Source organism: Nonomuraea sp. MTCD27 (assembly GCF_041950495.1).
Taxonomy (GTDB): Bacteria; Actinomycetota; Actinomycetes; order Streptosporangiales; family Streptosporangiaceae; genus Nonomuraea.
Window position 1 is genome coordinate 24,331 of record NZ_JBGNUW010000050.1, and the last position, 18,906, is coordinate 43,236.

15 protein-coding genes and 3 pseudogenes are annotated in these 18,906 nt (G+C 69.5%); 10 read left to right on the forward strand and 8 right to left on the reverse strand.

What is annotated here, in order from left to right; translation table 11 throughout:
- Nucleotides 1–182: 182 nt before the first annotated feature.
- The 4 genes and pseudogenes from ACBJ59_RS61680 to ACBJ59_RS61695 form a co-directional block, all read left to right on the forward strand.
- Nucleotides 183–356 (forward strand): hypothetical protein, encoded by a 174-nt coding sequence (locus ACBJ59_RS61680; RefSeq protein ID WP_375119206.1) that lies wholly within the window; start codon nucleotides 183–185, stop codon nucleotides 354–356.
- A gap of 122 nt (nucleotides 357–478) precedes the next feature.
- On the forward strand, nucleotides 479–859 hold the full coding sequence (locus ACBJ59_RS61685; RefSeq protein WP_375119207.1) for a hypothetical protein: 381 nt from the start codon (nucleotides 479–481) through the stop codon (nucleotides 857–859).
- A gap of 154 nt (nucleotides 860–1,013) precedes the next feature.
- Entirely contained in the window at nucleotides 1,014–3,287 is a 2,274-nt protein-coding gene (locus ACBJ59_RS61690; RefSeq protein WP_375119208.1) for a hypothetical protein, read from the forward strand.
- A gap of 272 nt (nucleotides 3,288–3,559) precedes the next feature.
- A pseudogene (locus ACBJ59_RS61695) lies at nucleotides 3,560–3,652 on the forward strand (hypothetical protein); the annotation flags it as partial.
- A 236-nt stretch (nucleotides 3,653–3,888) separates the two neighbouring features.
- Here the strand turns inward: ACBJ59_RS61695 and ACBJ59_RS61700 are convergent.
- A pseudogene (locus ACBJ59_RS61700) lies at nucleotides 3,889–4,527 on the reverse strand (DUF6777 domain-containing protein); the annotation flags it as partial.
- 314 nt (nucleotides 4,528–4,841) lie between these two features.
- On the opposite strand from ACBJ59_RS61700, the gene ACBJ59_RS61705 reads away from it, so the two are divergent.
- Nucleotides 4,842–5,093 carry a DUF4440 domain-containing protein gene (locus tag ACBJ59_RS61705; protein ID WP_375119221.1) on the forward strand — a complete coding sequence of 84 codons (252 nt, stop codon included), beginning with the start codon at nucleotides 4,842–4,844 and terminating at the stop codon, nucleotides 5,091–5,093.
- 168 nt (nucleotides 5,094–5,261) lie between these two features.
- Here the strand turns inward: ACBJ59_RS61705 and ACBJ59_RS61710 are convergent, their stop codons facing one another.
- Together ACBJ59_RS61710 and ACBJ59_RS61715 are read right to left on the reverse strand one after the other, a co-directional pair.
- On the reverse strand, nucleotides 5,262–7,055 hold the full coding sequence (locus ACBJ59_RS61710; protein ID WP_375119209.1) for a hypothetical protein: 1,794 nt from the start codon (nucleotides 7,053–7,055) through the stop codon (nucleotides 5,262–5,264).
- Nucleotides 7,056–7,298: 243 nt separating this feature from the next.
- Nucleotides 7,299–8,156 (reverse strand): serine hydrolase domain-containing protein, encoded by an 858-nt coding sequence (locus ACBJ59_RS61715; RefSeq protein ID WP_375119210.1) that lies wholly within the window; start codon nucleotides 8,154–8,156, stop codon nucleotides 7,299–7,301.
- Nucleotides 8,157–8,651: 495 nt separating this feature from the next.
- Between ACBJ59_RS61715 and ACBJ59_RS61720 the strand changes: the two genes are divergently transcribed.
- Both ACBJ59_RS61720 and ACBJ59_RS61725 read left to right on the forward strand, forming a co-directional pair.
- Nucleotides 8,652–8,951: a DUF4193 domain-containing protein gene (locus ACBJ59_RS61720; RefSeq protein ID WP_375119211.1), complete on the forward strand. Its 300-nt coding sequence runs from the start codon at nucleotides 8,652–8,654 to the stop codon at nucleotides 8,949–8,951.
- A gap of 422 nt (nucleotides 8,952–9,373) precedes the next feature.
- Nucleotides 9,374–9,865 (forward strand): SRPBCC family protein, encoded by a 492-nt coding sequence (locus tag ACBJ59_RS61725; protein ID WP_375119212.1) that lies wholly within the window; start codon nucleotides 9,374–9,376, stop codon nucleotides 9,863–9,865.
- A gap of 14 nt (nucleotides 9,866–9,879) precedes the next feature.
- On the opposite strand, the gene ACBJ59_RS61730 is transcribed toward ACBJ59_RS61725, so the two are convergent.
- The gene (locus ACBJ59_RS61730; RefSeq protein WP_375119213.1) at nucleotides 9,880–10,203 is read right to left on the reverse strand and encodes a hypothetical protein; all 324 of its coding nucleotides are present in this window, start codon (nucleotides 10,201–10,203) and stop codon (nucleotides 9,880–9,882) included.
- A gap of 357 nt (nucleotides 10,204–10,560) precedes the next feature.
- The gene (locus ACBJ59_RS61735; protein WP_375119214.1) at nucleotides 10,561–11,583 is read right to left on the reverse strand and encodes a TrmB family transcriptional regulator; all 1,023 of its coding nucleotides are present in this window, start codon (nucleotides 11,581–11,583) and stop codon (nucleotides 10,561–10,563) included.
- 91 nt (nucleotides 11,584–11,674) lie between these two features.
- Here ACBJ59_RS61735 and ACBJ59_RS61740 point away from each other — a divergent pair, with 91 nt between their 5' ends.
- Nucleotides 11,675–15,010 carry a S8 family serine peptidase gene (locus tag ACBJ59_RS61740; RefSeq protein WP_375119215.1) on the forward strand — a complete coding sequence of 1,112 codons (3,336 nt, stop codon included), beginning with the start codon at nucleotides 11,675–11,677 and terminating at the stop codon, nucleotides 15,008–15,010.
- 278 nt (nucleotides 15,011–15,288) lie between these two features.
- Here the strand turns inward: ACBJ59_RS61740 and ACBJ59_RS61745 are convergent, their stop codons facing one another.
- Nucleotides 15,289–15,585, reverse strand: a complete 297-nt coding sequence (locus ACBJ59_RS61745) for a hypothetical protein (RefSeq protein ID WP_375119216.1) — start codon at nucleotides 15,583–15,585, stop codon at nucleotides 15,289–15,291.
- Nucleotides 15,586–15,854: 269 nt separating this feature from the next.
- Between ACBJ59_RS61745 and ACBJ59_RS61750 the strand changes: the two genes are divergently transcribed.
- The gene (locus ACBJ59_RS61750; protein WP_375119217.1) at nucleotides 15,855–16,049 is read left to right on the forward strand and encodes a hypothetical protein; all 195 of its coding nucleotides are present in this window, start codon (nucleotides 15,855–15,857) and stop codon (nucleotides 16,047–16,049) included.
- Between the two features lie 226 nt (nucleotides 16,050–16,275).
- Here ACBJ59_RS61750 and ACBJ59_RS61755 read toward each other — a convergent pair whose 3' ends face one another.
- The gene (locus ACBJ59_RS61755; RefSeq protein ID WP_375119218.1) at nucleotides 16,276–17,328 is read right to left on the reverse strand and encodes a saccharopine dehydrogenase family protein; all 1,053 of its coding nucleotides are present in this window, start codon (nucleotides 17,326–17,328) and stop codon (nucleotides 16,276–16,278) included.
- A 142-nt stretch (nucleotides 17,329–17,470) separates the two neighbouring features.
- Between ACBJ59_RS61755 and ACBJ59_RS61760 the strand changes: the two genes are divergently transcribed.
- Nucleotides 17,471–18,397, forward strand: a complete 927-nt coding sequence (locus ACBJ59_RS61760) for an AraC family transcriptional regulator (protein ID WP_375119219.1) — start codon at nucleotides 17,471–17,473, stop codon at nucleotides 18,395–18,397.
- A 34-nt stretch (nucleotides 18,398–18,431) separates the two neighbouring features.
- Here ACBJ59_RS61760 and ACBJ59_RS61765 read toward each other — a convergent pair.
- Nucleotides 18,432–18,616 (reverse strand): annotated as a pseudogene (locus tag ACBJ59_RS61765) (IS256 family transposase); the annotation flags it as partial.
- Between the last annotated feature and the right edge of the window lie 290 nt (nucleotides 18,617–18,906).

Here is an 18,906-nt window from a genome sequence, read left to right on the forward strand (position 1 = left end):
CCGCGTGTTCCGCCGAATCCGCGATGCCTGTTGGGGCTGATCTGGTCAGCTGCTGCGTCACCGTCCTCGTGCTGCGGGGTCGTGCTCGGCGGCGATGGGGCGGGGTTTCCTCGCCGAGGCGGACGTAGCGGCCAAGGCTGTCCAGGTGCCGGTGGCGGCTCTTGGCCTGCAATTCGGGCGCGATGCGCGGCACCGTCTGCTGCGGGTTGTTCGCCAACCCCAAGAGCGGCAACCAGGGCAGCGTCGCCCGCGACGGCGTCATCGTGGGGTCGGGCACCCACCCAGGCGGCGGCAGCGTCTCGCCCGACCAATCCGCCGTGGAGATCCTGATGACGTACCCGTACCAATACCAGTAAGTGGCCATTGCCTACTGCTGCGCCGACGCGGGCCTGCGGCCGGCCGACTCCCGTGCGATCATCGGCGAGTGCGACCTGTGGATGAGACTTCCCGACCATCCGCTCGGAGACGGGCGTTGATCGTGGTGGCCATCGCTGCCACGCCCTTCCTCCTGATGTACGCCGCTGCGACGGCCCCCCGGTGGATCGCCGATCACCGCCTGGCGAGCCTGGAGAATCGAGCCCTCGACCATCCGCTGCCACCCGGCACGACGTTCGGCGCGTCCGCACCTCAGGAGCCCGTCATCGGTGACTCCGGCGACTGCTGGGCCGGCTTCGCCTTCACCCTGCGCACCGATCGCCCGCCCGAGGAGATCAAGCGGTACTACGAGGCGGCCCCCTTCCTGCGAACCGACGCGCACTTCTCCGAGCTGAGCGTCAGCGCCGTGCAGGAATCCGCCGACCAGGTGTCGGTCGCCGTCGACACGATCTACTCCGGCACCTGGGACCTGCGCTGCTGGTGAACGGCTCTTACGGCCCTGACGGCTTGGCTCGCGTGGCGTTCGTGGAGCGGTCTGCCTGGCGGCAAGGCTCGTGCTGTCAGTGGCGCTTGATCCACTTGGCCGGGGATCAGTAAGGTTGGGCGCTTTCCTCCTCACCCCCATCCCGGAGTGCCTCATGCGCCGCCATCGTTTCGGCCGGCTCGCCGCCGGCTTCGCGGCCCTCTACCTGGCCGCCGTGATCGTCCTCGCCGTCGTCGGACTGGTCACCGGCGACCTCGTCCCTCTGTGGAGAGTCGTCGCGGACCCGGACGGATACACGGCGGACGAGATCCGGGCGTGGCCGTGGCTGCCCGCCCTGCTGGTGCCGATCGCGGCGGTGCAGGCGTGGGCGTACCGGGAGGTGTTGCGCGGGCGGCTGCGCGGGGAACCGGCACGGCACGGCCGGGAGGTGCGACTGCTGCGGGTCGCTCTCTACGCCATGGTCGTGTACGTCCTGACCTGGCAACTGCCGATCCCCTACCTGTGGTGGATGTCGCTGGTCGCCGATGTGATCGAACTCGTGGTGATATGGCTGTTCTTCCGCGTGCTGCGGGGGAGCACCCGCCGATGGCCACGGGTGCTCATGCTCGTGACCGGCACCCTCAGCGCGGTGCACAACGTCGCCACCACCATCGCGTACCAGACGGGCAACTACCTCTTCGCCGGGCAGAACTGGACCTGGACGCTGGACGTCCTGTGGTCGGTGTGGCTGGTGTCACTGCTGGTGGCGCAGGCGCGGGATCCGCGCTGGAGCGGCGCGACGGTACGGGCCGGCGTGATCGCGGTCTTCTTCTCGCTCCTGTCGTCCGGCTCGGTCTCGATCGTGGCGTTCGGCGGCTCGGACGCGGTGGCGTGGAAGCTACTGATGCCCTCGCTCCTGGGCGCGGTTTCGGTCTTCTCGCTGGTCTGGTGGGCGCGGTCCGCACACGACCTGGGCACGCTCCAGCCTCCCGTGCCCCGGACGGAGCCCGTGCGGGCGCGCGCCAGGTGGTGGCCGCTGCCGGCCGTGGCGATCGTGCTCCCGCTGGTCCCCGCGGCCGTCAACCTCACGCAGGGAGTGCCGTTCTGGCTCGGACCGAAGAACGTGCTGAGCGACGCGGTACGCGAGTACACCGGGCCGGAGGCCACCGCGTACTGGTTCGCGCTCGACCTCCTCGTCGGCGTCGGCGCGCCGGCGGTGCTGATCCTGGTCGCCGTGCGGCGGCGGACGCGCACGTTACTGCGCGCCACGACGCTGAGCCTGTTCCTGCTGGGCGGGGCCGGCGCCGTGAGCGCGCTCACCTCGGAGCACTCCACCTTCTTCGGGGAGCTGTGGCTTTACCCGGAAAGCCTCTACGTCGAGCGGGGCGCCACCGTCCCCTACGAGGGCGCCCAGCTCCTCTCCCCCGGTATCTCCCCGCTCTGGTACGCCCTCGCGCTCACCGCCTCCGGCCTCATCCTGCTCCTCCTGTACGGCGCCCCGCCCGCCCACCGCGTCCGCCACCACGTCCTCCTGGCGGGGCTCGCCTCGGCCGTGGCCCTGTGCCTGCTGCCCACAGCGGACAAGGCCCGCGGCCCCGTCACGGACTGCGACATGCCCGAGCGGTGGAAGATCGACATCAGCGAGGCGGAGCCGCGCGAGCTGACGGCCGAGCAGAAGTTCGTGTGCTCCCTGCGCAGCGAGCACGGCGCACAGAACCTGCACGTGTTCCCCGACACCACGCCCGACCAGGTCGTGCTCGCCTACGGCCGCCACCTGTGCGGCGTCCACACCCGCAACGACCCACCGGAGCTGGCCCGGCTGAAGACCGACCGCGCGTCCCTCACCTATCCACTGGCCGGCATCTGTCCCAGCGCCACCACCATCGTCCAGGCCACGAAGGCCAAGCAGGACCAGGAGATCGCGGCGATACAGGCCGACTCCCAAGCCATGTGCGACGCCACGCCGCGCCACCGCCCACGCACCAAGCCGGCCCGGGCGATCCGGATGAAGGAGCCGCAGTGGACCGACTACGGGGTGCTGCAGACGTACGAGGGGGAAGGAGAGGAGGAGACCGAGCCGGACATGGACCCCGGCAACGGGCTGGTCTCCTCCGCGCGCGGCATCCTGGCCGTCATGACCCACCCCGACTTCGACCTCTGCGTCACCCTGGAGACCTACACCCGCCGGCCGCCCGTCGAGACCAAGGGCTGGGACAAGGTGGTCGAGGTCGGCTACTACAGCCCGGGCGGCGAGATCGTGCTCTACGACAGCCTCAGCGGCACCGAGCTGCCCAACCTCGCCCTCAACGGGCGCAAGGGGCACTACCGCATCCGCGTGCACTACGCCTGGTTCCCCTGGAAGGGCGAGGCGCAGAGTGGGCAGCGGCTGCTGATCATGGCGTATCCCGGCAAGGGCGACAAGGAGATCGTCCACCGGAACCGGAAGTGACCTGATTCTCCAGCCGCCGAAAGGTTTCCTCCCATTCGGCGCCGATGGCGCTGCGGGCGTTGCCGCGTTCATACGCCTGAGCGCAGATCAGGTACTGCCGGTCGATCGCGGGGTGGCTCATCGCCGGCCCTGACCGCTCGGGGTGACCCTCGCGAGCCGTTGTGGAACCGCGCGGCTGACGACTGCGGAGACCTCCCAACCGTCAGGTCGATTCACGGATGGGAGGCCCCGACCGGCGCCGTCCACCGCGCGCTCACCACTGACGCCGTCAGGTGCTGGGATTCGTAGACGGCGAACCTGAGACTGCCGGGTCGTCCGTCGGGTCGCTGGTCGGGTCGTCCGTCGGGGCGTCCGTCGGGTCGTCCGTCGGGTCGTTGGTCGGGTCGTCGGTCGGGTCGTCGGTGGGCTCCGAGGTCTCCACGCACGGGCTGGGCGTGGTTACCCGCGGGTCGGTGGACGCGACGCACGGGGTGGGCGTGTCCTTCAGATCCGGCGTGGGCGTGGGCGTGGGTGTCGGTGTGCCGTCCTGCGCGCCCTCTGTGCCGGTTGGCCGGTCGAACTCCTTGCCGGTCTCCTGGCCGGTGGCGGGATCGAGCTGGGCGAGCTTGATCGCAGGCTGCTCCTCCCCCGCCTCGACCACGGTCACCCTCTTCTTCGAGAAGTGCTTCCATTTCTGGCCCTTGTACTTCGCCCGGTCGATGTCCACGTCGCCGTCGGGCGGAAGCAGCGGGTTCCCGCAGTCGCACTTGACGACGGGCGTTCCCGTCCTGTCCACGAGGACCGCGATGCCCGCCTGGAGCAGGGCGTGGAAGGCCTTGCTCTTGCCCTTGCGGTATCCGTGGTTCTTCACGAGCACGTCGCGCCGCAGCACGACAGAGGTGAGCGCGCCGACATGAGCAGGTATGTCGGCTACGTCCATGTCGAGCGCTTCCGCCCACGCCCTGGCCTTCTTCGGATTGTTGTTGAGAAACTCGATGAGCTTCTTCTTCGAGCACTGGGTCGATCTGGTCGTCCCGCCGTAGAGGCCCGCGCGGTCCCCGTCCACAGCACCGCCGGCTCCCGCGATGACGTTCATGAGGTTCTCCGCGCCGGTCTCGAAGAACGGATCGTCCCCGAGGACGTCCACGGCGGTCAGCACGATGGGCACGACCCGGGTGGCCATCGTGCAGGACGAGACGCCCAGCACCATCGCCAGCAGGGCGGCGAGCGTGGCCAGGATCCCTCCCCTGGATGCGTACATGCGATTTCCCCTCCGAAGCGAGGAACCAGCGTCCGGCGGCCCCCTTGCAGAACGGGTGTAGAACAGTTGAAAGACTCTTACCGGAGGGATCTACAGAAGGGTCGTCGGCAAGCTCTCCCACAGGAGCGAGCGCAGCCTGTGGTGTCGATGACGTGGACTGGTCTCGGGGGACGCCGGTCATCAGCTCCCGCCCAACCCGACCCACCGGGCCGTGCCGTGGACGCGGCCATCGATGGTGAGTCGCGGCTTCTCGATCCTGAGGCGCGTGCTTCTCCGGCCCTTGTCGGGAGCTTCTGGACCCGGAGTTCACTGAGATCGGAGCCTCAGGACGCTGGTGGGACGCGGAGTCAATCCTCACGATGATGGAGGGATCGGTGGCTCCGGAGCCGCCGGTCACGGTCAGCAAGATGTCGGGGGTCGTGCTGGCTCAGGGCATCGTTCACCTGACGTACTTTGCTGACCATCGGGGGCGCCGGGCATGGCGGAGCTCTCTATGGCGCCTGACGGAGACTGGCTGGCGCATCCATTTTCATCAGGGCACTTTGGCTGGACGCCTTGACCAGTGACTCCCTCAGGGCACGAGGTCCAGGGTTCCGGGCGCTTCGATGACGGTCAACTGCCGCTCGGGGTCGGTTTCCTGGTGCGCGAACGGGTTGATCAGGTCGGCGAGGTCTTGCCGGTCCCGCTCGGTCGAGGACCGTCGCCGGGGGCGCAGGAGCGGCCCCGGCGACCGTTCATGTCCCGGGTGTCACCACGATGTCGTGGTAGGTGCTGTCCGGCGACCTGCCGCCGGCCCGGTCCGCGCTCATCACCACCAGCTGGTAGCGGGTGGCGTTGGGCGGCGTCCACGTCACGGTGGCAGTTCCGTCGGGGCCGGCGGGCACCCAGGTCCAGGGCAACGTGCCGGTGATCTGGTAGTAGTAGCCGGCCACGTCGGTCACCCCGTTGGGCCCGAAGGTGAACTGCCCGGGCACGCCCGGGCCACCCGCCGGCTGGTCATGCGAGTACGGCGTGCCGGAAACCGTGGGCGGCCGGTTGGGTGCGGTGGTGTCGACGACGTACTCACACCAGTCGCTCCACTCGCTGACCTGCTCGTACTGGTCCTCCGAGCGCACCCGCCACCGATAGGCGACTCCGTCCTCGCCGTGTCTCGGCCCGTAAGCCCTGAAGGGCCCCCCGGGCCCGTTGCGTTCCTCATGGTCCAGCTGCCCGTCCAGCGTCTCCCACTGCCAGCGGGCCCACCGCCACCCGGCACCGCCGGGAACGTTCGCCTCCGGCCGGGGCCGGTACGGAATGTAGGGCCTGTCCTCACCACGCACACAGGCGAAGGGACCGATCGGACCGGACGGGCCCGGGTAGCCGGAATTGTCGGTGACCAGATCGGTGGGTTTGCGCAATGGCGGTAGATGACTGACACGGAGCAGAGGGGCGTTGGCCAGCAGATACCAGCCGAGCGGGTCCTTCTCGGCCGCGGAGCGCAGGCCGATGGTCACCGTCGTCTGCCCGGCCTGCCAGGCCTGTTTGAGGGGCTCGGTCACGTCCATGAACAACGTGGCGCCGTCGTACTCGCACGCCTGCCAGGTGTAGGTGTCCATCTTGCGGAGCCACGCCGGCTGCCGGTGCCAGGTGGTCTCTTCGCTGATCTCCCCGGTCTCCCAGAACTGGACGGGCAGCTCACCCGGACGGCAGGTGTCGGCGCGCGGCACCTCCAGCCGTACTTGATCGATCCGGTGCCCGGCCAGTGACGACAGGTCGAAGCGGAAGAAGGACCTGTGGCGGCGGTGTCCGTCCGGCGAGCCGACGGGTGCGGGCTCCCCGGTGCTCCAGTGCGGCGCCTTCCTGTGCCGGGACTCGACGTAGGCCCAGGCCGCGGGCTGCAGATCCGCGACGGGGAGCCATGGATCCTTCGGCCCGGAGCTCCGCCTGTCGAACTCGTAGGTGATGCGCAGCTCGGGACTGTGGTCAAGTAGCAGCCGGCCCGCCGGATGGGTTTCGTCGAACGATCGGATCCCAAAGGTGACCAGCCCGCTCTCGCTCGCCACGGCGTCGGTCACGGCCGCCGTCGGCTGCATCACGAAGGGCCAGTAGGCCTCCTCCTGCGAGCACGGCTGCCAGGGGATGAAGGTGCCTCCTTGCTCCCTGATCCAGTCCGGCTGCTTCTCCCAGGTGGTGCGCCTGTCGATCGGCCCGGTCTCCCACAGGGTGAAGCCCACGATCTGGTTGTCGCAGGTGTGGTCGTAGGGCCAGATGGTCAGCTCGGCCTTGACGACGGTCCTGCCGCGGATGGCGGAGACGTCATAGCCGAAGAACGAGCGCCGCACCGATTCGGGTTGTGCCGCCTCGGTGTAGGTGCCCTGCAGGCCGACCGTGGCGGCGCCCCACTCCTTGTAGTGGGGCGTGTCCGGCTCGGATGAGGAGACGTACGCCCACTCGTGCGCCCTGATCGTGAGCGTGGCCGTCACGGTGGCCGCGTGACTGGGCACCGCTGTGAGCGTCGCCATGGCGAGCGCGAGAACCAGCGCCTTCACCAAGAGGCGCGATAAACCAGGAATCATGAAAGTTGCCCCGTTTCTGCTGTGGCCCCCTGAGTCAAAGGGTGACCCGGACAGACCGAACCGGGGAGGTCACGAATCTCACGATCGTGCAACGGACGCGCCCGCAGCGCGTGGCTGCGGGCGCGCCGGTGGTGGTGTCAGCCGGCCGAGTCGAGGTCACCTGCGAGAAGGCGATGTAGATCAGGACCGCCACGAGCCCGACCGTGATCCCGACCGTCACCTGTAGCAGAAGGCGTCCCGCAGGAGCAGCGTCTGCTCGGCCATGAATGTGGGATTGCCGCCGCTGTGCGACAGCTCGCCGGGATCGTCCGCGATCCACCCCATCGCGTACTCCGGGCTACGGGCGGTGGGCCTGTGGGCGACGTGGATCGACCCGGCCGACAGCACCCGCCCACCGTCAGACCCGACGCCCTCGTTGAGATGCGCGCTAACCAGCGGCCCATGGCCGCGGCGGTCGTCACGACCCCCTGCGACCCGTTGACGAACGCCGTCGGCGCCGGCGCCGGGACCGCTATCCCGAAGACCCGGATGTGCCCGGAGCGAGGAAACCGCGCTGCGGTGTCCACGGTGGCGCTGGCCCGCATCCCTAACGGACCGAACGCCAGCCAGTTGGGACACCCGTTGCCGCAGCGACTCGGCCGGATCAGCGGGCGCGCGGCGGTCGTCGAGCCCGGAGGTCTGGGCCAGCAGGTTTCGCACCGTGATCTGCCGGGCGCGTGGATCGGCCATGGCGAACTCGGGCAGGTACGTCACGACCGGGTCGTCCAACCGTACGGTGCCCTGCTCGACGAGCCGCAGCACCGCTACGGCAGTGAAAGACTTACTCACCGAGGCCACGGGAAACGCCGTGTCCTCCGTGACGTCGGCGCCGTCGGAGTCGCGGCCATAGCCCGCGACGTGCACGACACCGTCCCGGGACACGACGGCGACCGCCGCGCCCGGGATACCGTTGCGGTTCAGGTACGCCGGGACGCATCGATCGATCGCCACCGTGTCAACCGGGCTATCGTGGGCGGTGGCCAGCGGTGCCACGAACAGGGCGAGCCCGACCGCCGGCGCGCTGCACAACAGCATCCGCGAAAGCACGCCGCTCGGCTCGCGTAAGACCTCTGGCCGGACAATCGCCAGGCCGTCCGGAAATCAATCATGGCTCCATCGTTCTGGCGCGGTGAACCAACCGGTACCGACGAAAGTCGGGCAGCGCGGGGATCGGAGACCGCAGCCGGTGCAGGCGGTCGGCGACCATGTCCGGTTGTAGCGCCCGACCATGGCATGCGGCCTCCACCCTGCCTACCGGGTCCAGGCTCAGCAGGGTGCAGAACGCTCGAATGAGCACGGCCAGGTCGGCTCACAGCCGCTGGGCGAAGCGTGCGTCGGCGAGGCCGCTCTCGCCGACCCTCGTGATGGCCCGCCAGCCTGCGAGGCGCGGACCTGCCATGCGTCTTCCTGGCCGTCTGGAAGTTGATGGTTCGTTGTGGATTCGTGTGGGCAACGAACGGGAATCTCCGGCGGATCGGACACACGACCAGCGGCCCCGCGCCGACACGTAGATGAGGAGGAAAGACCACCATGGCGACCGACTACGACAGCCCCCGCAAGACCGACGACGACCCGCGGGAGGACAGTCTTGCCGAACTCCAGGCCCGCCGCGCCGATGCCTCGTCCGGCAGCCTCGACGTCGACGAGACCGACCCGGCCGAGCCGATCGAACTGCCTGGCGCCGATCTGTCGGACGAAGAGCTGTCCGTGCGGGTGATCCCGCCCCAGGCGGACGAGTTCACCTGCTCGCGCTGCTTCCTGGTGCACCACCGCAGCCAGCGCGCCGCTGGGCGAGACGATCAGCAGATCTGCCTGGAGTGCGCCGCCTGAGCAGGACGACGATCAAGGCCAGTGACGCGGCCGGGTTTCGGCAATTGAACGAACGGGAGCTCGGCTGCCACCGTCATCGCGGCTCGGCGCGCCCTCGCCCTGCTCCTCCCAGAGCGACCCCGTCGGCAAGGCCGAGCAAGGGCAGCGCATCCACGATCCCGTGTCGAAACGCCCGGAATCGATGCCGGTGGGCGGCGTGCCCGGCGGGTCGGTGTCGACGAAGAGCGCCCACCGCTCGCGAGCGGCCGGCGTGGCGGCCAGGTCGACCTCGGCCAGTGAACGCACCCTCTGGCGCCCAACCGCAGATCACACGTCTGCCCTGTACTTTACGGACACAGAATGCAGTGCCCTCAGCCGAGGAGCACGACGAGCAGTACAAAAGCACGTTGCCCCACACCTGGCAGGAAAAGAATGATGTGCCCATGAAATACACCGTCTCCATCGAGATCGCCCTGCCGCGGGAGAAGGCGGTCCAGTTGCTCGCCGACCCGGCACACATGCCGAAATGGCTGCGGGGCCTGGTGCTGCACGAGCCGCTGAGCGGGGAGCACGGGCAGCCCGGCACCAAGTCGCGGGTGGTGATGCAGATGGGCCAGCGGAAGTTCGAGGGCACCGAGACCATCACACGCCGGGAACCGGCAGACCTGCGCGAAATCCCGAAAACGAGCGTCGTCTATTTCGAGCGCGAGATCGTCGGCGAGGGCATGTGGAGCGCCGCGCGCGATCGGCTGACCGAAGCCGGCCCCGAAACGACGCTCTGGGAGTGCGAGAACGAATACCGGTTCAGCGGCTTTCTGATGAAGCTGGTGGGACTTCTGATGCCCGGCGCCTTCCGCAAGCAGTCGCAACAGCACATGGAGGACTTCAAGGCGTTCGCCGAGCAGGGAAAGGACGTCCGCGAAGCGACGGACTGATCTGCCGTAACTCGTCAGGCGTCAGACGGTGTGGCGTGTTGATCTTCCCTTCGTTCGTAGATGACCGCTGGGGCAAGCGCCACCAGCGCTGTCTGGAGATGACCGTTGCCGAGTAGTCGTGGTCGGGCGTAGGGCACGCCGAGCAACTCGCAGATCACCCGGGAGGGCACCGGCAGCGACAGCGCCTCGACCAGATCGACCGGGCGAGGCGCGGCGAGCATCTTCTCGATGCAGTCGTCCACGATCTGCTGCACGCGCGGGCGCAGCGCCTCGGTGCGCCGCAGGGTGAACTCGCCGAGCACGGCGCGCCGGGCCTTGGTGTGTTGCGGCGCATCCATCCGATCAGGGACATGGACACGCTTGAGGCGGGGCGCTGACCGACGATGAGGCGCGGGAAGCCCGGTCGGCGACGATCGGAGCTCATCCGCGGATCGGTGAGCACACTCCGGACGTCCTGGTGCCGGGTGACCAGCCAGTTGGTGCCGGCGCCTGGCCGCACGCGACGGCCGCGGCGAGCCCGTCGGCGGGGACGTGGAAGCCGCCGAGCAGCTTGAACCGACTCGGTCATGGTCTTGGACGGTAGGCCCGGAAGGCCAGGCCAGGCCCGGCCGGGCGCGTGCGAGCTGGAGCTTCCGGTGGCGGCCGCCCGTTCAGCCCGCCGTGGCCCGTGCCCGGTTGGTTCGTTCCACCACGATTCACACCAGGCCCCGGCGGTGGGCCTCGGCGCCCGCCTGGAAGCGGGTCTCGGCCCTGAGCGCGTCCATGAGAGGACGCAGGCGGCGGCGGAGGCTGCGCGGGCTCATGCCGAGCTGGCGGGCGATGGCGTCGTCCTTGAGCCCGGCCGCGAGCAGCGCCAGCAGCCGGCGATCCTCCACACTGAGCTCCGCCAACTGCTGGTCCTCACCCTGGCCCGGCTCGTCGGCCGGTTCCGGCGCGCCAGGCGCGTCCGCGGGCCGCGGGTACATCGGCACCGCCTCCCGCCACAGACGCTCGAACAGTTCGACCAGGGCCACGACCATGGTGGATCCCCTGATCAGCACGCTGCGGGTCAGCGGCGGGTCCAGGTGCAGCGGCATGATCGCCTGCCGCCTGTCGATGAGCACCATCTTGAACGGCAGCCCCGGCAGGACCCGCGCGTGCTCACCCGACTCCAGCATGTCGTCCAACTGGTCGAGCGCCCCCGCGTGCTGGAACGCCTCCGGCGCGTAGATGGTCCGGTAGCGGACGCCGTCGCGCAGGCGGGCGTCCTGCAGCGGGTTGCGGTAGTCCAGCACGTACGGCGGCCGATCGAAGATCAGCACCTCGTGTTCGGCCTCCTGCTGCAGCCGGACGTACCAGCGGGTGAGTTGCTCCGGGCCGGCCAGGACCTCGAAGTGACCGGCTTCCTCCGGGTCCTGGCCGATCGTTTGGAAGGCGACCTCCAGCGCGTCGGCGGTGTCGGCCAGCCGTTCCAGATCGTTCAGCACGCCGCGCGCCAGCGACCGGAGCGCGGTCCCGGGGTTCGTCGCCGTCCAGCGGGGCGAGCGGCCCGTCACTCGGGTGACCAGGCCCTTGGCGCGGAGCTTGGCCAGCGCGGACTGGATGCGGCCCGCGCTCTCCCCGCTCCTCAGGAGGAGTTCCTGCAGGGTGATGCCGGGAGAGGCGAGCACCGCGCGATGGACGCGCTCCTCGAACGCGGTGATTCCCACGATTTCCAGCGCCGGGTCGTCGTCCAACATGCCTACGATCCTGGCCGGATCCGGCGCGCGCCGCAACAGGACAGCAATTTTCCTTGTCCTCATGGTTTAGAACCGGTTAAGAATCAACGTCGTGCTACAGAAAACCGCCCTCGTCGGCATGGCGATCACGGCCCTGGCAGCGGCCGCCACGCCGGCCCAGGCGACCCCTGCTCCTACCCCGCCCCCTACTCAGGCGGGGCAAGCCGACGCGAAAGCTGGACCGCCCAAGACGATCACCCTCATCACCGGCGACAAGGTCACCCTTCGGCCGTTCCCCACGCGGCAGGACCAGCTCATCGTGAAGCCGGGCCCCGGCAGGGAAAAGGTCGACTTCATCCACCGCCGGGGTGAGGACGGACTCAGCATCGTCCCCGCGGACGCCATGCCCCTGCTGGCCGCCGGCCGGCTGGACCCCCGGCTGTTCAACGTCACCCAGCTCGCCGCCTTCGGCTACGACGACGCGGCCAGCCCGGCGCTCCCGCTGATCGTGACCTACCCCGCGGGCACCGCCGCGCCGCGCGTCGCGGGCGGGCGCCCGCTGCCCGCCATCAACGGTGCCGCGCAGAGCGAGCCGCGCACCGGCGCCGGGACGCTGTGGAAGTCCCTGACCGCGCAGGCCGGAGCGGCGTCCGGACCGGAGAAGATCTGGCTGGACGGCAAGGCCAAGCTGTCGCTCGAGGTCAGCGTCCCGCACATCGGCGCGCCGCGGGCGTGGGAGGCCGGCCACACGGGCAAGGACGTCACCATCGCGGTGCTCGACTCCGGCTACGACGCCGACCACCCCGACCTGCAGGGCCTGGTCACCAAGGCCGAGAACTTCACCACCGAACCCGACGTCCGCGACACCAACGGCCACGGCACCCACGTCGCCTCCACGATCGCCGGCTCCGGCGCCGCCTCGGACGGCAGGTTCAAGGGCGTCGCTCCCGGCGCGAAGCTCCTGATCGCCAAGGTCTGCGACCAGAGCGGGTCCTGCCCGGACTCCAGCATCGTCGAGGCCATGACGTGGGCGGCGCAAAACGGCGCCCGCATCGCCAACCTCAGCCTCGGCGCCCCCGACATTCCCGGCGACGACCCGCTGGAGCAGGCCGTCAACACCCTGTCGGAGCAGTACGGCACCCTCTTCGTCGTCGCGGCCGGCAACAACGGCAACCAGGGCCCCCAGACGCTCGGCTCGCCGGCGACCGCGGACCGCGCGCTCGCGGTCGGCGCCTCCCACCGTGACCACGACGCTCTGGCCACCTTCAGCAGCACCGGCCCCCGCGTCGGCGACGCGGCGGTCAAGCCGGACCTGATCGCGCCCGGCTCGGACATCGTCGCGGCCAGGGCCGAGGGCACCGGCTTCCCGATGGACGGCGCGCCGGCCTACACCCCCATGAGCGGCACGTCCATGGCCACCCCGCACGTGTCCGGAGCGGCGGCGATCCTCGCCGGCCTGCACCCGGGCTGGAAGGCCGACCGCATCAAGGCGGCGCTGATGGCCTCCACCGCGCCGGGCGACGAACTGGGCGCCTACGTCCAGGGCACCGGCCGGGTGGACGTCGCCCGCGCCGTCGCCCAGCAGGTCACCTCCGAGCCCGCCTCTCTCAGCATGGGTGAGACCGAGCTGCCCCACTCCACGCCCGCCAAGCGTACGCTCACCTACCGCAACGACGGCGACGCCGCCGTCCGGCTGGACCTGAGCGTGACGGCCAAAGACGGCCAGGGCAACGCGGTGACGCCGTTCAAGCTCAGCGCCACCACGGTGGAGATACCCGCGCACGGCACCGCGCAGGTCGAGGTGACCGCCGAGGCCGACGCGGTCGGGATGTACAGCGGCACGGTCATCGCCACGGGCGGCGACGTCTCCGTGCGCACCGGCATCGGCATGCGGGTCATGCAGGAACGGCACGCGGTCAAGCTGTCCTTCACCGGCTCGGACGGCGAACCGGCCAAGGTCGCCTACGCCGGTCTGATCGACCTCGAGACCAAGAAGCAGGTCAACTACGACATCGCCACGGGTGCGCTCGATCTGCGGCTGGACAAGGGCCGCCGCTACTCGATCATCACCCTCATGCTCGACCACGACGGCACGACGGTGATGGCCGCGGACCCGGAGTTCACGCTCGACGCCGACCGCACCTTCGCCTCGGACGCCCGCAAGGCCACGCCGGTGGACGTGCGCACGAAGGAGCCGACGGCCCGGCTGGCCGTCGGCATGCTCAGCCTGCTCCAGTCCGTCGACTGCGGTCAGACCCCCGAATGCCGCTCGCCCCTTGGCGTGGACCTCGACCTGTCCGGCTCGTTGGGAGCCGACCGCCTCGAGGGCTTCAAGGCCATCCCCATGAACCGCACTGTGAGCAAGAACTTCGCCTTCGCCCGGTGGACGCAGTGGGCCAAGCCGAAGGGCGACGGCACCTACGACGACAGCCCGTACATCTACCACCTGATGAAGGCCGATCCGGGCATTCCCGCCGATCCCGGCTACCGCCCGAGCCGCCAGGACCTGGCCGAGGTCGGCGCGACGTACGGCGCTCAGCGGGACGACAGGCAGGGCGAGCACTGGGCCCTGCCCGTGCTCCACGGCACGGTCGTGCCGTGGATGCCGTACGGCCCGGTGTCGCGGTTCTCGCTCCCCTTCCACCGGACGGAGTACTACACGCCCGGCGACAGCGGCTGGGCCCCGACCTTCGTCCAGTACAAGCCGGTGCCACGCGACGAGTACGACAACGTCGAAGGCGCCGTCCTCGGCCAGACCGCCTTCTACCGCGCCGGCAAGACCTCCGACCGGTGGAACCTCGGCACCGCCGCGGTCGGACTGACCCACAACGGCGGCCATTCCTACCGCAAGGAGAACATGCTGGAGCTCTCCGCCCAGGTGATGGAGAACGGCAGGCCGGACCGCACCCTGCTCGCCGAGCACGCCCAGATCAAGCTCTATCGCGAGGGCGAGGAGATGGAGGAGCTGTGGTACAGCCTCTTCAAGGTGCCCGACGACCCCAAGGAGACGGAGTACCGGCTCACCATGACCGCCGGCACGGTCATGTCGAAGCCCTACACGCAGATCAGCACCGAGTGGCGGTTCACGTCGAAGAGCCCCAAGGCGGGTGAGGAGCAGCTGCTGCCCCTGATGGCCGTCAAGATCAGTCCGCGTCTGGACGACCGCAACAACGCCTCCGTCGGCCACATGCGCATCCCCCTGGAGATCCAGCGCCAGGACGGCTCGCCCGCTCTCAAGGTGACCAAGCTCACGGTGGAGATCTCCTACGACGACGGCCGCACCTGGCTGCCGACGCTGGTGCACCGCTCGGGCAAGGACGCCTTCGCCGCCGAGACCTGGCACCCGGCCGGCTCGCGCGGCAAGTACGCGTCGCTGCGCGTCAAGGCCGCTGACACCGGCGGCAACACGTTCGACGAGACCATGATCAAGGCTTACGCCATCAAGTAGGTCACCGCGAACCCCGCCGCGCTCTCCGGACGCGGCGGGGTTCGACCCTGACGTCGCGTCAGGCACCACGATGACCGCGTGACCGACTACTACGAGGCGGCTTCACCCTCCCCAAGGGGTGAGACCGCGTAGGTCGGACGCGCACCGCATCGTCTCAAGCTTCATGAAGTGGCCTCCTTGCGGCGTGGGGGTTGTCGGGTCCCTGGCGGTGTCGCCGTCACGGCGGAGTACGCGTAGGCGATCGAGAACAGCAGCACCCCCGCCGTAGACGACGGCGTTCAGGCCGGGCCGGGAACCCGGTGGCGGATCGAGGACCATGGCCACGCTCGCCAGAGCGATCGCCACGGCGAACAGCACGGCCGCGGCCGGCTGCTGCCCCGCTCGCAGTTCGCCGTCAGGGCGACGCCCCGGTTGGCCGCGATCACGCGGACGACGCGGACGGCCCGCCGCAGCCGGTGACCGTTCCGGAAGTTGACGCCGGCGGCGATGTCGGCGTAGCTGACCTCGCGCCCGTGGTTGCAGCGCAGCCAGATCATCACGTCCGCGACGTCCTTCTCGGTCTGTGTGAGGCCCATCGCATCGCGTTGTGGGGTCCGCCGGGAGGTCTTCCGGCCGCTCATCCAGACCAGACGATCATCGCCGATCGGCACTACCACGGCCGCCTCTTCGAATCGGAGCCCGCCGAGCGTGAGCTGCGACTGCTGCGCCCGGCCCGCCCGAGCGGCCCGGCGCACCACTGTTCAAGCCACTGCGCCAGACCATCGAGTCGATCAACCAGACCTTCAAGAGCCGGCTGGACCTGGAACGCCACGGCGGCCGTACCCCTGCCGGCGTCATCATTCGCGTGCTGACCCGCATCCTCGCGCTCACCACCGTGATCTGGCAGTGGCCCCGGCTTCCTGGCGGTGACCTACACCTCCTCCGACGGCCGCCGCCAGTTCGCCGTATCCACCACGCTGAGATCGACAACCAGCAGGCCATACCCGTCAATGACGCCATGAACAAGGCCACCGCGACCGTGCTCTGCCCCAGCCGATGACCGGAGGCGTCCATCCACCGCGACCTGCGTTCACGAGCCCCTGGACCCCGCGAACCGATCAACGGCATCGACGTGACGCCCGGTAGCCGAGGCCTCGGCGGCAACAGCGTCATGCGGCCTCCCGTCCATGCACTCTTGAGAAGGAATATCTCCATGGTTGTCAGCCGTAGGGCCTTTGTCGGCGGGCGCTGCTGATGGCGCCTGCCGTTAACGAGAAGGCTCGTCGTCAGGTTGCCGGCGCGTCCTCGATGATCCACTGGATCCCATGCGGGATGAGAAAGTCGAGGAAGGCGGTCGGGTGGTAGGCCTGGGCGGGTGCGAGTACCCCCGGCTTGGCGGGGTCGGCGATGAGACGGCGGGCGCCTTCGACGGCGATCACCGCGGTCGTGCCGTAGGTGTCGGGGCCCTGGACGACGCCGCGGGCGCGGCGGCCGTCGGTACCGGTGGCGTCGACCACGTAGGTGAAGTGCTGGGTGCGGCGGCTGCCCTCATCGGGTCCTTCGGGCAGGCTTTCGATGATCTCCGGTGTGAGCGGGATGTTCAGCCGGTCGCCCAACGCCGCCTCGGTCAGGCCCTCGACATGCCGGACGCGGATGTGACGGGGAATGGTCACCACCTCCGGCACAGGGAAGGCCATCACCGGGGTCGCCCCCGATTGTCCGGGCAGCCTGATCGCGGTGTGGCGGGCGGGCATGCCGGGGCGCCAGTCGCCGTCGTCGTAGGCCATGCCTCCCGCCTTGATGGCGTCGATCGTTTCGACCAGCGAGCGCAGCGAGCCGCGCGACATGCCGCCGCCCCCGACGATCACGTGGGTGGTGATGATCTCTTCGACCGGTTCAAGGCGGCCGGCCAGGATGTGGGCCAGGAGGTCTACCGGGACGCAGCCGTCGTTGGCGGCGGGTACGACGGTGACCCCGGCGTTCTCCGCCTCCGTGGTGAAGGTGTCGAAGATCTTCTTGATGTAGAGCTGCTCGCCTGAGGTGTCGACGTAGTGGCAGCCGGCGGCGATCGCGGCGCGGACCACGGCCTCACCTGACGAGGTGAAGGGTCCGGCGCAGTTGATGACGCCGTCGCAGCCGCGGAACGCGCGCACCAGCGCCCCATGGTCGCCGGTGTCGGCCACGCGTCGTTCCGCGTCGAGGAGGCCGACCGCCGAGGCGGCCTCCTCCAGGCGCGCGAGATCACGTCCGGCCAGGACCGTCTCGACGTCGCGTCGCGCCAGTTCGGCGAGCACGAGCTTTCCCTGGTATCCACTCGCGCCATAAACGGCGATCTTCATGTCATCTCCTCACGATGGGAGCTGCGCGGTTGCTCAGCCCACCAGCACAGTAAGGCGCCGACACAAGACGATCGAATGCGTGATCCGCTCTAGAGTTTGCGTCATCGTCTTCACCGAGGTCGTCGTTGGTTACACTGGCTGCGTGGATGTTCTGTCTGATGTGGTGAGTGCGGCGCGTACCGGTCGCCCCCACTCGGGCCGGGTGACCAAGTCCGCTCCCTTCGCCGAGCGGTTCCCGCCGGTGCCGTCCGCCGGGTTCCACATCGTTCTCCAGGGAACGTGCTGGCTTCTCCCCTCGCAGGGTGAGCCGATCGCGCTCGGGCCGGGCGACGTGGCGTTCCTGCCGCGCGGATCCGCACACGGTCTGGCCGACGACCCCTCCACCCCGGCGAGCGAGCCGCCCACAACGCTCACCGGAGTCCATGACGGCCGCGACGACGAGACGCCAGCCGACCGGCCGCCGACGGTGGTCATGCTCTGCGGTGCCTACCTCCTGGACAGATCCGCGCCGCATCCGCTTCTGAACGACCTGCCCGAGGTCATCCACCTACCGACGCGGGTAGGGCGCCACAGGGAACTCCGCGCCGCGGTCGAACTCCTCGGTGTGGAGCTGGACAGCGACGCCCGCCCGGGCTCCGACACCATCCTGCTCACCCTGCTGGATCTTCTGCTGCTCTACATCCTGCGCGCGTGGTTCGAAGAACAGCGCGTCTCCGGCCACTCCGCCACCGGCTGGGCCGCGGCCCTGCACGACCCCGCCGTCGCCGCCGCACTCCGCGCCATCCACGCAGACCCCAGCCGGCCATGGACCGTCGAGGAGTTGGGCGCGCAGGCACGCCTGTCCCGCGCCGCCTTCGCCCGGCGGTTCACCCATCTGGTCGGCCAGCCACCGCTCACCTACCTGACATGGTGGCGGATGACCACCGCCGCCCGGCTCCTGCGCGCCTCCGACGCCCCCGTCAACACGATCGCCCAGCAGGTCGGCTACAGCTCGCAGTACACCTTCACCCATGCATTCAAACGCCAGTACGGGTCACCGCCCGGCAGTTACCGGCACCACGCCGGCTGAAGCACAACACCCGCGCAGGGATCTTCGGAGTCAGGCGGCCTTCGAAGGTGATGGCGGAGGCGTTGAGGGCGGCTTTCCAGCGGGTGATCCAGCGTTTGCGGCCATTGCCGGTCGGGTCCAGGCTCATGATCGCCATGTGGACGCACTTGAGCGCGGCCTACTCGTTGTGAAGTGGCCGCGGGCCTTGACCGCCCGCCGGATCCGGGCGTTGACCGACTCGGGGCGGCGTACCGGAACGAGGCGCGCAGCAAACCCGCACCGCCATGCGCTACGTCGAACCCGGCCCCGAAGCCATCGCCAAGGTCACCGAGGTGCCGGACCCCGCCGCCGTACGCATGACTGCGCACGTCACGACCCAAATGGCGGCTGGTGACAGACGCGTTAACCTCAGCTATTCAGCCGGGGCGGTAGCTGTGCTCTAGAACATGAGAAAAGGTGCCCCTGAACTGCAAGGATTCGGGTGTCGAAGCCATATCCGCTGCAGAAGCAGGTGCACCTTTCTGGTGAGT

Excerpts from the sequence above, each read along its gene's own strand:
- ACBJ59_RS61745 (WP_375119216.1), bottom strand. The coding sequence starts at position 15,585 with ATGGGCCTCACACAGACCGAGAAGGACGTCGCGGACGTGATGATCTGG.
- ACBJ59_RS61725 (WP_375119212.1), top strand. The coding sequence starts at position 9,374 with ATGAAATACACCGTCTCCATCGAGATCGCCCTGCCGCGGGAGAAGGCG.
- ACBJ59_RS61690 (WP_375119208.1), top strand. The coding sequence starts at position 1,014 with ATGCGCCGCCATCGTTTCGGCCGGCTCGCCGCCGGCTTCGCGGCCCTC.
- ACBJ59_RS61755 (WP_375119218.1), bottom strand. The coding sequence starts at position 17,328 with ATGAAGATCGCCGTTTATGGCGCGAGTGGATACCAGGGAAAGCTCGTG.
- ACBJ59_RS61735 (WP_375119214.1), bottom strand. The coding sequence starts at position 11,583 with ATGTTGGACGACGACCCGGCGCTGGAAATCGTGGGAATCACCGCGTTC.
- ACBJ59_RS61730 (WP_375119213.1), bottom strand. The coding sequence starts at position 10,203 with ATGGATGCGCCGCAACACACCAAGGCCCGGCGCGCCGTGCTCGGCGAG.
- ACBJ59_RS61680 (WP_375119206.1), top strand. The coding sequence starts at position 183 with ATGCGCGGCACCGTCTGCTGCGGGTTGTTCGCCAACCCCAAGAGCGGC.
- ACBJ59_RS61720 (WP_375119211.1), top strand. The coding sequence starts at position 8,652 with ATGGCGACCGACTACGACAGCCCCCGCAAGACCGACGACGACCCGCGG.
- ACBJ59_RS61715 (WP_375119210.1), bottom strand. The coding sequence starts at position 8,156 with ATGCTGTTGTGCAGCGCGCCGGCGGTCGGGCTCGCCCTGTTCGTGGCA.